This is a genomic window from Nocardia brevicatena NBRC 12119 (assembly GCF_000308495.1).
GTDB classification, from domain to species: Bacteria; Actinomycetota; Actinomycetes; order Mycobacteriales; family Mycobacteriaceae; genus Nocardia; species Nocardia brevicatena.
Genome location: NZ_BAFU01000091.1, coordinates 113,643 through 128,300, shown reverse-complemented (window position 1 = coordinate 128,300; position 14,658 = coordinate 113,643). Strand labels below are relative to the sequence as shown.

At 66.4% G+C, this 14,658-nt stretch carries 12 protein-coding genes; 5 read left to right on the top strand and 7 right to left on the bottom strand.

Going from position 1 to position 14,658, the window contains the following annotated elements:
• Nucleotides 1–2: 2 nt before the first annotated feature.
• The 5 genes from ON20_RS25180 to ON20_RS25160 form a co-directional block, all read right to left on the bottom strand.
• Nucleotides 3–1,946: a fumarate reductase/succinate dehydrogenase flavoprotein subunit gene (locus ON20_RS25180; protein ID WP_040839241.1), complete on the bottom strand. Its 1,944-nt coding sequence runs from the start codon at nt 1,944–1,946 to the stop codon at nt 3–5.
• A gap of 15 nt (nt 1,947–1,961) precedes the next feature.
• The gene (gene sdhC, locus ON20_RS25175) at nt 1,962–2,798 is read right to left on the bottom strand and encodes a succinate dehydrogenase subunit SdhC (protein WP_040839239.1); all 837 of its coding nucleotides are present in this window, start codon (nt 2,796–2,798) and stop codon (nt 1,962–1,964) included.
• 271 nt (nt 2,799–3,069) lie between these two features.
• Complete coding sequence (locus ON20_RS25170) at nt 3,070–3,357, bottom strand: Rv0250c family protein (protein WP_040839237.1); 288 nt, start codon at nt 3,355–3,357, stop codon at nt 3,070–3,072.
• The gene (locus ON20_RS39205; RefSeq protein ID WP_245547472.1) at nt 3,354–3,647 is read right to left on the bottom strand and encodes a hypothetical protein; all 294 of its coding nucleotides are present in this window, start codon (nt 3,645–3,647) and stop codon (nt 3,354–3,356) included. The genes ON20_RS25170 and ON20_RS39205 overlap by 4 nt, the downstream gene beginning before the upstream one ends.
• A gap of 1,210 nt (nt 3,648–4,857) precedes the next feature.
• Nucleotides 4,858–6,039, bottom strand: coding sequence for a DUF8462 domain-containing protein (locus ON20_RS25160; RefSeq protein WP_040839236.1), 1,182 nt, complete (start codon nt 6,037–6,039; stop codon nt 4,858–4,860).
• A 150-nt stretch (nt 6,040–6,189) separates the two neighbouring features.
• Here ON20_RS25160 and ON20_RS25155 point away from each other — a divergent pair, with 150 nt between their 5' ends.
• From ON20_RS25155 to ON20_RS25140, 4 genes are all read left to right on the top strand, one after another.
• A complete protein-coding gene (locus ON20_RS25155; protein WP_051163272.1) occupies nt 6,190–6,486 on the top strand; it encodes a hypothetical protein in 297 nt (98 codons plus the stop codon).
• 441 nt (nt 6,487–6,927) lie between these two features.
• The gene (locus ON20_RS25150) at nt 6,928–7,503 is read left to right on the top strand and encodes a C40 family peptidase (protein ID WP_040839230.1); all 576 of its coding nucleotides are present in this window, start codon (nt 6,928–6,930) and stop codon (nt 7,501–7,503) included.
• A 3-nt stretch (nt 7,504–7,506) separates the two neighbouring features.
• Complete coding sequence (locus tag ON20_RS25145) at nt 7,507–7,908, top strand: RNA-binding S4 domain-containing protein (protein WP_040839229.1); 402 nt, start codon at nt 7,507–7,509, stop codon at nt 7,906–7,908.
• 279 nt (nt 7,909–8,187) lie between these two features.
• Nucleotides 8,188–9,141: an MBL fold metallo-hydrolase gene (locus ON20_RS25140; protein WP_245547471.1), complete on the top strand. Its 954-nt coding sequence runs from the start codon at nt 8,188–8,190 to the stop codon at nt 9,139–9,141.
• Between the two features lie 44 nt (nt 9,142–9,185).
• Here ON20_RS25140 and ON20_RS25135 read toward each other — a convergent pair whose 3' ends face one another.
• Nucleotides 9,186–10,163, bottom strand: coding sequence for an NAD(P)H-dependent flavin oxidoreductase (locus ON20_RS25135; protein WP_040839228.1), 978 nt, complete (start codon nt 10,161–10,163; stop codon nt 9,186–9,188).
• A gap of 333 nt (nt 10,164–10,496) precedes the next feature.
• Here ON20_RS25135 and fadD5 point away from each other — a divergent pair, with 333 nt between their 5' ends.
• Nucleotides 10,497–12,065 carry a fatty-acid--CoA ligase FadD5 gene (fadD5, locus tag ON20_RS25130; protein WP_040839226.1) on the top strand — a complete coding sequence of 523 codons (1,569 nt, stop codon included), beginning with the start codon at nt 10,497–10,499 and terminating at the stop codon, nt 12,063–12,065.
• A gap of 149 nt (nt 12,066–12,214) precedes the next feature.
• On the opposite strand, the gene ON20_RS25125 is transcribed toward fadD5, so the two are convergent.
• Nucleotides 12,215–14,602 (bottom strand): lysylphosphatidylglycerol synthase transmembrane domain-containing protein, encoded by a 2,388-nt coding sequence (locus tag ON20_RS25125; RefSeq protein WP_040839225.1) that lies wholly within the window; start codon nt 14,600–14,602, stop codon nt 12,215–12,217.
• Between the last annotated feature and the right edge of the window lie 56 nt (nt 14,603–14,658).

Genomic DNA, 14,658 nt, shown 5'->3' with positions numbered 1-14,658 from the left:
CGCTACGCCTCTCCTGTGTTGAATGCGGCGCTCCCGGCCGCCGGATGCCCGGCGAGTTCGTCCGGTGTGTAGTACTTTTCCAGCTCGCTCAGTTCGAACAGGGCAAGCAGCTCCGGCCGCATCGGCGTCTGCTCCTCGACCGTGACCGTCACCCCGGGTATCGCGTCCGCGGAGTCGGCGGGGTCGACCGCACACACCAGTAGTTTGTGTCGCCAGTTCGGGTCCATCGCCGGGTAGTCGTCGCGGGTGTGCCCGCCGCGGCTTTCGGTGCGCATGAGCGCCGCCTGCGCCACGCATTCGCTGACCAGCAGCATATTGCGCAGGTCGAGGGCCAGATGCCAACCCGGATTGAACTGGCGATGCCCCTCCACCGTGACCCGGGTGTACCGTTCGCGCAGCTCGGCCAGTTTGGTGATCGCCTCGCGCACCTCGGCTTCCTTGCGGATGATGCCGACCAGATCGTTCATCGTCTGCTGTAGCTCGGTGTGCAGGGAGTAGGGGTTCTCGCCGGCACCGTCGGAGGGAGGGTTGAACGGTGCGAGGGCCGCTTCGGCCGCGGCGGCGATATCGTCCTCGGACACCTTCGGCCGAGCGCTCAGCCCGGTGACGTAGGACGCCGCGCCCAGTCCCGCCCGGCGACCGAACACCAGCAGATCCGACAGCGAATTACCGCCGAGCCGGTTGGAGCCGTGCATACCGCCGGAGCATTCCCCGGCGGCGAACAGGCCGGTCATCTTCGCCGCACCGGTATCGGGATCGACCTCGATACCGCCCATGACGTAATGACAGGTGGGACCGACCTCCATCGGCTCTTTGGTGATATCGACGTCCGCGAGCTCTTTGAACTGGTGGTGCATCGACGGCAGCCGTCGAATGATCTCCTCCGGGGTCAGCCGGGAGGCGATATCGAGATAGACCCCGCCGTGTTCGGTGCCTCGGCCCGCTTTGACCTCTTCGTTGATCGCCCGCGCGACCTCGTCGCGGGGTAGCAGGTCGGGGGTGCGGCGCGCGGAATCGTTGTCACGCAGCCACTGGTCGGCCTCTTCCTCGGTTTCGGCGTACTGGCCCTTGAAAACGGTGGGAATGTAGTTGAACATGAAGCGCTTGCCCTCGGTGTTCTTCAACACCCCGCCGTCACCGCGTACGCCCTCGGTGACCAGGATGCCCTTCACGCTGGGCGGCCAGACCATACCGGTTGGATGGAACTGCAGGAATTCCATGTTGATCAGCGTCGCCCCGGCGCGCAGGGCGAGTGCGTGACCGTCGCCGGTGTACTCCCACGAGTTCGACGTGACCTTGTAGGACTTGCCGATACCGCCGGTCGCGAGCACCACGGCCGGGCTCTCGAACAGGATGAACCGGCCGGATTCCCGCCAGTAGCCGAAGGCGCCACTGATCCGGTCGCCGTCGGTGAGCAGTTCGGTGATCGTGCATTCGGCGAAGACCTTGATCCGCGCCTCGTAGTCACCGGTTTCGGCGTGGTCCTCCTGTTGCAGTGAGACGATCTTCTGCTGCATGGTCCGGATGAGCTCGAGGCCGGTGCGGTCGCCGACGTGCGCCAGCCGCGGATAGGTGTGCCCGCCGAAGTTGCGCTGGCTGATCCGGCCGTCGGGGGTGCGGTCGAACAGGGCGCCGAAGCTTTCCAGCTCCCACACCCGGTCCGGTGCCTCCTGGGCGTGCAGTTCGGCCATCCGCCAGTTGTTCAGGAATTTCCCGCCGCGCATGGTGTCGCGGAAATGGGTTTGCCAGTTGTCCTTCTCGTTGGCATTGCCCATCGAGGCCGCGCAGCCGCCCTCGGCCATCACGGTATGTGCCTTGCCGAACAGGGATTTGCACACCACCGCGACGGACAGACCTTGTTCGCGCGCCTCGATCACCGCGCGCAGTCCGGCACCGCCGGCTCCGATGACGACGACGTCGTAGGCGAGCCGTTCCACTTCGGGCATAGCCGTGCAAACTCCTCAGTCGATGAAGCGAAGATCGGAAATCGTGCCACTGGACACCAACATGACGTAGAAGTCGGTGAGCACCAGCGTGCCGAGCGTGATCCAGGCCAGGGCCATATGCCGGGTGTTCAGTGTGGAGACCTGGGTCCAGAACCAGTAGCGCACCGGGTGCGCGGAGAAGTGTTTGAGGCGTCCACCCGCGATATGCCGGCACGAATGGCACGACAGGGTGTAGGCCCACAGCATGATCACATTGCCGGTCAGGACGAGACTGCCGAGCCCTATCCCGAAACCGCCGGACGCGCCGTGGAAGGAGCCGATCGCGTCATAGGTGTTGATCAGCGAGACGACCACCGCGATGTAGAAGAAGTAGCGGTGCACGTTCTGGATGATCAGCGGCAGCCGCGTCTCGCCGGTGTACCGACCGTGCGGCTCGGCGACCGCGCAGGCGGGCGGCGAGAGCCACACCGAGCGGTAGTAGGCCTTGCGGTAGTAGTAGCAGGTGAGCCGGAACCCGAGCAGGAACGGCAGCACGACGAATCCGAGGGGCAGGATTGCGGGCAGGTCGCCGAACGGAGTGCCGAAATGACTCGATCCCGCCACGCAGGACGTGCTCAGACAGGGGGAGTAGAACGGCGTCAGGTAGTGGTACTCGGGCACCCAGTACGCCGTGCGGACATAGGACCTGATCGTCGCGTAGACGACGAATGCCGCCAGTCCGATGACGGTGATCAGTGGGGGAACCCACCAGCGGTCGGTGCGTAAGGTGCGCGCCGAGATCCGTGCCCTGGTCCTGCTGAATACGCCGGTTCCCGCTTCTTCCGGGGCGGCGGTTGTCGTTGCGGCGTTCATCGGTCGCTGCCTCGCTCATCCGCGCTGCGGGTGGTCATGGATACCTCCCGATCGAATGTGATGCTGAGCACCATACGACACGCCCGCTATCGAACGAGCAGGGTCTCGCCAATCCCACCCGTCGCCGAGGGGCGTGATTTGCGCCACATTCGCTCGACGGGCCTGCGCGTGTGGCCGCGGGTGAATCCACCGCAAACACGAGTGGCCGGAGTCGCCGTGCGGGCGAGTCCGGCCACTGTCCCCCGCTGCGGCGAGCGGGATCGGAGGGGTGTCAGATGGTGCGCGGGCGCGAGTGGAAGCCCAGCCCTTCGTCCTGTGCGCCCATCCAGGCCGCTTCGTCGGACTTGCTGTCCGGAACGTAGATGGTCTCCTGCCCGCGTTTCGGCACCATCGGCGGTGGGCTCTGCTCGAGTTCCTGCGTGTCGATGAGGAGTCGTTCCAGATCGTTCTCCAGCCGCCGCACCGGGCCGGCATCCCCGTAATGGGCGCGCAGCACGTCGATGGACTGCCGGAGTTGGCCGACGGCATACCGGAGTTCCGCGAAGTCGCTGCGTGTCATCGATACCTCCTGGGTTCATGTCCGGTCGTCGGTTCGGGTGCCGCCTCGGCCGCGTTGCCGATCCGGCGGCGTGTTGTGTGATCGACCGCACAAGGTGATCTACAACACAGTACGTCAAAATCTCCGTTCGGGCTCGTGGGACGGTGACGATCGATCGGATTCCAGGCCACCACGCTCTGGCGCGCCTGCGCTACGAACGTGCCCGCACCCGCACCGAACGCTTTGCCGACGGCGCGTTCGACGAGCCCGGCGATCGAATGGGCGGCCTCCTCCGCGCGTTCGACGATCACGCTGTGACCTGCGCCTTCCAATCGCACCACCTGGGCTTCGGTGCGTTGGGGGCCGAGATGACCGAATGCGCGAACGGGATCATGATGTCCGCGGAGCCGGCCGGCGCCGGCGCGGGAACGGCGCCGAGGCGATGCGGTCTCGTCGAAGGTGATCAGAGAGGCCGGGAAACCGGTCATGGTGGGCAGGTCGGTCTCGTTTCGCATGGCCGCGACGAGGGCGTCCATGCTCGGCGGAGTAGGCCGCGCACGGTTTCGCCGCGAGGATCGGCCTTGGACGCGATAGATTCGAGGGTTCTGCCGGTCGGTCTTCTGGATGCCCGGAGAAACCACGGTGCCCGGCGCACCGCGATATGCAGCGAATTCGTGGCATATCGATTCGGTAGCCGTCCGAGACCGAGTCGGGTGAGCCGCACCACCCGGACGCCGGGAACAGCCGGGCATAGGCCGGCACCGCCATGGCTCCCATCGAGTGCCCGACCAGGACCACCGGGCCCTGTGGTGCCACTGCGTCCAGGTCGTGGCCTGGTTGGTCGATGGTGTAGGTGGCCGGATCGGCGGCGCCGGAGGCGCCGTCACACCATCCTGGGTGCGCAGTCCCAGCGGTCGAGCAGCCGCTCGCGCAGATGCCTCCACGATTCGGTGTGCAGGCAGTGGCCATGGACGAAGACCACAGTTGGCGGTGCCTCGTCGGGGGCCGGTGACGCGGATAGCGGGCGGGACGCCGTCGTCGGTGCGCACGGTGCGGTGGCGATCCGGATGCGCGCTCCACGTATCTCCACCCGCGCTTCGGGCGGGCACGGTCGGACGGTGGACCGGTGTCCGGCCGCGTGTGGTCGACATCTGGGCTTCCCGCTTTCCGGTCGACGCGGTGGATGGTGCGTGTGTCCGGTTTTCGGTGGGGGCCGAGGTGCCGTTAACCGGGGGCTTCGCTCGTTGTGGACACATTGCGCGGCGGAGGTGTGTGGTCGGGGCGGTGCGAGGGCGAAGCATCCTCAGGCTTCTCTACCTATATCTAGAATTTATCCTAGATATAGGTAGAGAGAGCTCGCCGCCGAGCCGGGTGGTGAAGTATCGGGTATTCGAGCGTCAGGCCTGGAGTTCGTCGGATTCCGCTGTTGAAAGCTGACTGCCGGCCTTTCGGCGAGCTATTCCGCTGTCCAGCGGATCCGCAATAAACGCCGAGAGATTCGTGGTCTCGCGGTATAGGTGGTCATACGCTGCGCAGATAGCGGCCGAAGTGGGGCACGGTGAAGCCGATGGTCCCCCGTTCGGCGGAGTAGATCAGGCCCTTCTTGATCAAACCGTCCCGCGCAGGCGACAACGACGCCGGTTTGCGGCCCAGTTCGCGCGCCACCGCGGCCGTCGACACCGGGCCGTCGTCGCCGGCGAGGTCGGCCATCGCTCGCATGTACTCCCGTTCGGCCGGGGTGGCGCGCTCGTAGCGCGAGCCGAAGAACCCGACCGCCAGTTCCTCCTCGGCGGTCGGCGCGGCCACCGCCACATCCTCGGCGGTGATGGGGGTGGCGGGAGCCTGGTCCCAGGTGGCCTTGCCGTATGCCTGAACGAAATACGGGTAGCCGTCCGCCTTCCGGTACAGCGCCTCCAGTGCCTCGTCGGAGAACTTCACGTCCTCCCGTTCGGCCGGCGCGATCAGCGCCTGATCCGCCGCCTCCCGGTCCAGTCGATCGATGCGGTGATAGCCGAACAGGCGCTCGGAACAGCTTTTCGAGGCCGAGAGCATCGCGGGAAGGTGGGGCAGGCCGGCTCCCACCACGATCAGCGGCGCGGCGTCCTGGCTCAGTTCGTGGCAGGCGCCGCAGATCGCCGAGATATCGGCGGGTCCGAGGTCCTGCATTTCATCGATGAAGATCGCGATACCCACCCCGATATCGCCCGCCAGCGCGGCGGCCTCCATCAGCAGTTCCACCAGATCGATCTCGATATCGCCGGAGTCGGCCCGTCCGGTCACCGCAGGCACATCGATACCGGGCTGCCAGCGTTCCCGCATGCTCTTGCCGGCAGTGGCGCGCAGGGCGAAAGCCTTGAGAATGCCGAGGAAATCATCCACGCGTTCGGGATTGCGGTGTGCCTTCGCGAGGGCTCGGGCCGCCATGTGCAGTGCCGAGGCCAGTGGACGCCGCAGATCCTGATCGGGGCGCGCCTCGATCTTGCCGGTGCCCCAGCCATGGGAGACCGCCGCGGAGCGAAGTTGGTTGAGCAGGACCGTCTTTCCGACGCCGCGCAGCCCGGTGAGCATGACGCTGCGCTCCGGGCGTCCGCGCGCGACCCGTTCCAGGACGATATCGAAGGCGGTGAGCTGTTTGTCGCGTCCGGCCAGTTCGGGCGGGCGTTGTCCGGCGCCGGGGGCATACGGATTGCGCACGGGGTCCATACCCCGACACCGTAGTGCTCCATACCGAAATCTGCGGGACTCTAGACGATGTTCTAGATACGGCTATCGGTCCGTACAGGGCATCGGTGCCTCGATCGCAAGGCCTATGCTGGTCGCAATCAGCTCCGGCGAGGATTGGAGTGGTGGTTTATGTCGGATGAGTCCGCGCCGACCACGACAGCCGAGGTCGTCGAATCCTGGGAGGTGCCGCCCGGTGCACTTGTGGCGACCCGCATCCGGGACAATATCCTGCACGCCGTCCGCCACGGTTACGACGATCCGCAGCTGATCGCCGATCTGGCGGTGGGTCCGCTGGTCATGGCACTCGGGCAGCTCGAGGTCGCACTCGGGGACGCGCGCCGCCGGATTACCGAGTTGGAGGCGGAACTCGCCAGGCGCTCGGCCGGTCCACCTGGTATCGACGATGCCGCGAGCAATATGGGCTGAGGATATCGGAGGAGATGGCCGTGCGCGGCGTGGCATACGTGTCGCGGCGTCCGAGACCGGCGCATCCGGGCCATATCGGAGATATAAGGGGACAACCTGGGCTTTTGGGCGTTGATACCGCTTCGTGATCTGCGGGCACCCGCCCGAACTCATGCTCTCCCAAGCTATCTGTCTCATTAGTGCACTTCACGCGAAGTTTCCGCCTCCCCGGCTGGACAACCCGGCGCGGGCATCGTAATCTCCTTGTGACTTAGCGGAGTCAGTCGCTTTGAAAGTGAGGCGGCGCCACTGGGTCACCGCTCGAACCGGCCGTTGCGGCCCCCGCATCGTGCAGCGATCGGTTCAGGTGGGAGAGCAGTAGATCGGAGACGCAGCGCGGTGGGTAAACACAGCTTACAGCGGGAATCTCGGTTGCCGAATTCCGTCAGGGGTGCGCTTGTCATGGGCGCTGTAGCAGCAACGACCGGCGCCATGCCCGCTATTCCGGCGATGGCGGCGACCACCACCATTGATATTCCCGGTATCGGTAAGTTCGATGTCGAGGTTCCCGATCAGTTCCAGCAGCAGGCCGACGACCTCAACGAGCAGTTGCAGCAGACCCTGAACGCTCCTGCTCCGGCCTTCGAACTGCCGGACTTCGTTCCCCCCAACTTCGCTCCGCCGACGCACAACACCGCCGGTGATATCGCCCTCGATGCCGCCAAGACCAAGGTCGGCGCAATGTATTCCTGGGGCGCCGCGGGTCCGCACAACTTCGACTGCTCCGGCCTGGTCCAGTGGGCCTTCCGGCAGGCCGGGGTCGAACTGCCCCGCACCAGCTTCGAGCAGTCCCATGTCGGCGCACCGATCGCCTTCCAGAATCTGAAGCCCGGCGATATCGTCGTGACCAACGGAGGCGGTCACGTGGGTATCTACGCCGGTGACGGCAAACTGTTGAACGCCGTGCAGTCCGGTCAGCCGGTGACCTACACCAACCTCTCCCCGGACGAAGTGGTCACCGCACGTCGTATCGTGTAAAGAGTGGCCCGAGCCGAATCCGATCCGAATACTGCCACACAGGCCCGCGTCGATTCCTGGACGTGGGCCGTGCGGCTGTTCAAGACCCGCTCCGCCGCCTCGGCGGCCTGCCGAGGCGGCCATGTTCGTGTCAACGGTGTCACGGCGAAACCGGCTCAACCCGTACATCCCGGGGACGAGGTCCGTATCCGAACCGGCGGTATCGAACGTATCGTGACCGTCGAGCGCATCATCACCAAACGGGTAGGTGCTCCGATCGCCGCCCAGTGCTTGATCGATCGCAGCCCGCCACCGCCGCCTCGCGAGATTCTCGCGTCCATGCCTCGCCGTGATCGCGGTTCCGGTCGTCCCACCAAACGTGAGCGTCGGGAAACCGATCGGCTGCTCGGCCATACCGATCGCTGAGATATCCGGGCACACCGGGCCGCTGCCGTATACCCGGCGCCTCGGGCAGCCCGATTGACGTAGGTCCCGCGAATTCATGCGATGATGTCCAAGGGTGTGGGGTCATCGGCGGGCCGATACGAAGCCAGCGTTCGGCACCCGTGACCTCCGCCCGTACGCTTCCCGTAACCACCGACCGGATCCCGCCGGACGCGCTCGGGCCTATTGTCCGAGCGGCCGCTCGAAAACGCCGTCGGGATGGGGCTTCCACCGTCCCGCACGGTCGCCTACGGTGACTTGGTGGCCGAAACCAGCACCGGGCGAACTCCCACCCTGCTGACTCTGCTGCGCTGTTGTGCGGCTGTCGCGGCCACTCCGGGGCGGCTGCTGCGGCCGCGCCGGCCGAACACCGCGCTGTTGGCCCGGCTGGAGACCGCGCCGCTACCGCCGGCCCGGATGACCGTCGCGTTGACCGTTCTCATGCAGGGCCGGATGGCTGCGCCCGCCACCATTGTCGCCGAGGGCGTGCGCAGCCTGCGGGAACTGCCCATGGCCATGGGCGCCTACCTCGTCGAGCATCCTCGAGCGCGTTTCCTGGTCGACCCCGCGCTGTGCGCGGACGTACACCGCCGGGTGATCCCGGACCTGCCGTTTCCCCTTCCGTTGCTGGTCTCGCCGGAGAAACCGGTGCTCGGTCTGTCCGACGCGCTCGCGGCCCGGGATATCGATCTCGCCGCCATCGATTTCGTGCTGCCCACCCACCTGCACTGGGATCATGTCTCCGGCCTGCACGAACTGCCCGACTCGGTATCGGTTCGCCTGCCCGCCGTCGAGCTGAGCTGGGCCATGGACGGTCCGCATGCCCCGGCCGGTGTGGTGCGGTCCCCGCTGCGGGGCCGTTCGTTCGACACACTCGAACTCGACGGTCCCCCGGTGCTCACGTTCGCACGCAGTCTGGACCTGTTCGGCGACGGTTCGGTATTGCTGGTGGACCTGCCGGGACATACGCCGGGCAGTATCGGTGTGCTGCTGGCGGTCGATGACGGCAGGCGGGTACTGCTGGCCGGTGACGCGGTGTGGAACCGGCTCCAGATCGAACTGTTGCGGGAGAAGGCGCCCATGCCGGGGCAGATCTTCGATATCGACCGGGATGCCGCGTTCGACACCATCCACCGGTTGCATGCCCTGCCGGACGGTATCGAGGTCGTCGCCGCGCACGATTACGACGCGGTCGCGGCGCTGGCGGCATATTGACGAGTAGGCGGTCCGCCGATCGGCGGACCGCCTGTCATATCGGGTCAGGCGGAGACCACGAACTCCGCGAGCCGGGCGCGGATCAGCTCCTCGGCCTCGTCGACCATCCGGGTAATGAGTTCGGCGCAGGTCGGAATGTCGTGGATCAGGCCCTGGCACAGGCCGACCGACCAGATACCGGCATCCAGATCGCCTTCTTCGAACACCCGCCGTCCGCGCGCGCCGGAGACCAGTTCGCGCACATCGTCGAAGGTGCCGCCCGCCTTCTCGATCTCGACCACTTTGCGGCTGATCTCGTTGTCGGCGACCCGGGCGGTATTGTGCATGGTCCGGAAGATGAGCTGGGTGTCGCGCTCGGAGTTGGCGACGATCTTCTCCTTGACCTTCTGGTCGATCGAGGACTCCCGGGTGCACAGGAACCGGGTTCCCATATTGACTCCGTCCGCGCCCAGGGCGAGCGCCGCGACCAGCCCGCGGGCGTCGGCGATACCGCCGGAGGCGATGATCGGAACGCTCAGTGCGCGTGCGGCGGCCGGGATAAGCACCAGGCCGGGAACATCGTCCTCGCCGGGGTGACCGGCGCATTCGAAACCGTCGATGCTCACGCCGTCGACGCCGATCCGCTCGGCCTTGAGCGCGTGCCGCACGCTGGTGCACTTGTGCAGCACCTTGATTCCGGCCTCGCGGTAGGCGGGCAGGAACGGTTCGGGATTGCTGCCCGCCGTTTCCACGATCTTGATACCGCTGTCGATGACGGCCTTCGCGTATTCCTCGTACGGCGGGGGGTTGATCGACGGCAGGATGGTGAGGTTCACCCCGAACGGCTTGTCGGTGAGTTCCCGGGTGCGCTCGATCTCGCGGCGCAGGTCATCGGGTGTGGGCTGGGTGAGCGCGGTGATGAAGCCGAGCCCACCGGCATTGGCGACGGCCGCGACGAGTTCGGCTCGGCCGACCCACATCATGCCGCCCTGCACGATCGGATGTTCCACACCGAATGTCTCGGTGAACCTGGTCCGCAGCATAGGGCCTCTCCTCTATTATTCGCGGACGCCGGAGCGTCTGGCTGAATGGTGCCACGGCCGACCTGCCCCGATCAAGCCGTAAGTAAGCCGGGATTCGCATAAGTGATGGGCTCTATAACCCGCATGTCGTGACCTTGTCCACGCTAATTCCCTGCGAACTTCCAGCTGGATAAGGATTCTCTCCCGGAAGGGCCGAATTGTGGCGGATTAACCGTTATTCGTGTTCGAATTCCTTGTTTCGGCGTATGTGAATTGCTATTCTGCCGACATCGCCCGTTGGTGACGTCGGACACTCCGACGGTGGAGCGGCGGGAGCCGAGAGGAGTTCGTGGGATGACCATCCCAGCGCAAGTGCTCGACGAGCCGATGAGGTCACGGCGCAATCACTGGAACAACCAGATTGCCACCCATGCGCTGATGCGCGCCGATGCCGTCGCGCTGCGGTTCCGCGGACAGGACACCACCTGGAAGCAGCTGCACGAGCGGTCGCTGAAGTTCGCCGACGCGCTCGCCCGGCGCGGTGTCGGCTTCGGGGACCGGGTGCTCATCCTGGCGCTCAACTACCCCGAATACCTGGAGGCCGTTTTCGGCATCAACGCCCTCGGCGCGATCGCGGTCCCGGTCAACTTCCGGCTCACTCCGCCCGAGGTCGCCTATATCGTCGCCGACAGCGGTGCCAAGGCGATCGTCACCGATACGATGCTGCAGCCGCTGGCCATCGGCGTCCAGGCGCAGGCGCCCACACTGGAGACCTGCTTCGTGATCGGTGGGACCAGTGGTGACGGTGTTATCGGCTACGACGACGCGATCGCCGAAGAAGGCGGACCGCACACCCCGCTGGATATCCCCGAGGACACCCCCTGCCTCATCATGTACACCTCGGGTACCACCGGAAGCCCCAAGGGCGCCATCCTGACCTACAACAATATGAATGCCCAGGCCCTCACCTGTATCCGGGCGCTGTCCCTCGAGGCCGAGTCCGTCGGCTTCTGCACCTCGCCGCTGTTCCATATCGCCGGCCTCGGCAGCCTGGCGCCGGCGTTCATGCTGGGGCACAAGACCGTGTTGCACCCGCTGGGGGCCTTCAATGCCACCGAGTTCCTGGACGCGGTCGAGGCCGAACAGGCCACCAGCGCGTTCTGTGTGCCCGCGCAGTGGCAGCTCATCTGTGACGAGCCGACCGTGAAACAGCGCAAACTGGCGCTGCAGGCGCTGAGCTGGGGTGCCGCCCCCGCCTCGGACACCGTGCTGAAGGCGATGGCCGACTGCTTCCCGAGCGCGTTCAATGTCGCGGTGTTCGGCCAGACCGAGATGTCGCCGATCACCTGTGTGCTGGAGGGCAAGGATGCCATCCGCAAGCTCGGCTCCGTGGGTAAGGTGATCCCGACCATCCAGGCCCGGATTGTCGACGACGAGATGAACGATGTGGCTCCCGGTGAGGTCGGTGAGATCGTCTATCGTGGGCCGACTCTCATGCAGGGTTACTGGAACAAGCCCGAGGCGACCGCGGATGCTTTCGCCGGTGGCTGGTTCCACTCCGGCGACCTGGTCCGTCAGGATGAAGAGGGCTTCGTCTATGTGGTGGACCGCAAGAAGGACATGATCATCTCCGGCGGTGAGAACATCTACTGCGCCGAGGTCGAGAACGTGCTCTTCGCGCATCCGAAGATCCGGGAAGCGGCGGTGATCGGTCGGTCGCACGACAAATGGGGTGAGGTGCCGGTCGCGGTGGTCGCGCTCACCGACCCGGATGCCACGCTCTCCCTGGAGGAGTTGGGGCCGTTCCTCAACGAGAACCTGGCCCGCTACAAGCATCCCAAGGATCTGGTGCTGGTGGCCGAACTGCCGCGCAACGCCAGCGGCAAGGTCGTGAAAGTACAGCTGCGCAAGGACCTTTCGTAGTCCGACGGCAGTACCCGACCGTGACCCGGTCGTGGTTTCACGTGAATCACCGGCGGTGCCGGGGCGGGCGAACCGAGGGGTCGCCCGCCCCGGCACCGCCCTCCGTATCCCCCGTCGGTTCCCCGGTTCCGTAGGGACGGCCGGCGGATTCAGATCATGTTCTCGGCCGTCAACCGGCGCATGACCTGCCAGCCGCAGAACACCGGAATCCAGCAGGTGAGCACCCGGTACAGCAGCACCGAGGGCACCGCGACCGTGGCGGGCAGGCCGAATGCCGCCAGGCCACCGATCAGCGCCGCCTCCACCGCGCCCACGCCGCCGGGTGTCGGAGCGGCCGCCGCCAGGGTCCCGCCGATCATGGTGACGATGGTGACGGTGACGAAACTGGCACCACCGCCGAACGCCTGCACACTCGCCCACAGGGCCAGCGCCTGGCCGAGGGTGAGCGCGGCGCAGCCGAGCACGATGATCGCGCACCGTTTCGGGTCGCGGGCCAGGCCGGCCAGTTCGCCCACCACCTCCTGTATCTGCGGCCGAATCGAATACTTCAGCCATCTCCGCAGCTTCGGCACGAACATGAAGGCGCCGGCCACACCCACCCCTACTCCGGCGATCAGGTAGAGAACGGTGGGAGCAGGGACGAAATGCGAGAGATCCGCACTCGTACCCGCCGCGACACTGAACAGCACCAGCAGCGCGATATGGGTGCTCACCTGCATCGCCTGCTGCAGTGCGACGGCCGCGCTCGCGCGCACCGCCCCTACCCCGCCCTTCTGCAGGAACCGCACGCTCAGCGCGAGACCGCCCACCCCCGCGGGTGTGGTGGTGGCGGCGAAGGTGTAGGCGAGCTGCATGACCACCAGCGATACGAACCGCACCTGTCCGGATACGCAGGCCCATAGGGCCGCCGCGGTACCGGTGTAGGTCAACAACGACAGCGCCAGTCCGGCCAGTGCCCACCACCAGTTGGCGGTCCGCAGTTGGCTGAAGAAGGTCGGCACCGCGCTGATGAAGGGGTACGCGACATAGACCAGGCCGACCAGCAGTGCGAGCTGGATGAGGTTGTTCCGGTTGAACCGGGTGATCTGTTCTGCCTCGATCCGGTCCTGTCCGGTCTGCTCTCGGACTTCTTCGCGCGCAGCCGAGACCACGGTCTTCCAGTCGGGGATGCATTTGCGGATTCCCGCGGGCATCGCCGATTTGGTCAATCGGCGGGAGGCGGTGAGCACCGTCTGCTCGCCGAGGGTCGAGATCGCGGCGCGCACCGCGGGTTCCCGGCCGAAGACCGCGGTGGTCGAGACCAGCAACTGGGCGATATCCGACTGTAGTTGCGCGTCCGAGGCACCCAGTTCGGCAGTGTTGAAGCCGCTGAACCGGACGGATCCGTCGGCGGTGTCCCAGATCTCGGTCGGCCACAGTTCACCGTGCGAGATCTGCCGTTCACGCAGTTCGCGCAGCGCTCGCCACACCCGGCCCAGGGCGTCCGGGTCGTCGGCGTCGGGTTCGATCGGTTTGCCCTCGGGCAGGGTGTGCGCGTACAGCATCCAGCCGCGGGCCAGCGCGGACACCGCCACCGGCCGGTGCGCGGCCAGCCCGAGATCACCGAGCGCGAGCGCCATGAGGGCGCGGTGCTCGACGGCGCGGTGCATGGACCCGTACAGCGGTGGCGTCTCACTGGAACGGAAGGTCAGCAGCCGCCATAGTTGGCGCACCGCGTTGTGGCTGCGCTGGTTCTTGCCGTACAGCTTCACCACCAGTGCCCGTTCGGGTTCGTCGACGTCGGCCGACAGGACGAGCGGTCCCGGTCCGGCCGGCCGCATCACCGTGAACCTGGTGACGGTCTGTCCCCGGCGGGCCAGGAGCCGCACTGCGGCCTCCAACGGCACCTCCAGTGCGGGCGTGCCGACGGCGAGCACGATCACGGCGCCGACGAGCCAGCCCACCGCCAGCCCGAACATCGCCCGGGCGGGGACCACTGTGCTGACCACCAGATGTATCGGTGCGAAGGCCAGCAGCAGGAACCACAGCCAGCGTCGCGGTCTGACCGGCAGCCACGGGCTGGACACGGTGAGCACCGCCGCCAGCATGGCGATCCAGCGGGGATCGTCCAGGAACTGCTGGAGGAACGTTTTGTCGGGCAGGGTGCCCGGTACCTGGAGATGCCACTGCGGCGTGGACAGGCCGGCGGGGGTGATGGACAGCAGCAGGACCGCGACCAGTCCGGCCGCGGCGTATCCGGCGAGCAGTTTCCACTGGCGGCCGAGGACCAGTTCGATCAGGATGGCGAACGGCAGGATCAGGATGGTGATGCCGTAGAGCAGGTAGACCAGGTTGGCCTGGTCGGGATTGAGAATCCCGACGATATTCGAGACCGATCGTTCCAGCGCCAGCCACTCCGGACGGGTGATGAGTGACCCGGCGACCACCACACCAACCCCGATCGCGGCGAAGACGACACGCAGGATATCGCTGGTGCGCCGGGTAAGCGGCTGTAGCAGGCTGCCCGTAACCGGGATTTCCCGCCCATCGACTCGCATGTCGTATCGGTGCCTTCGGATCGAGGACAAGCTGTGTCGGCCGCCTCGTTCGCTCA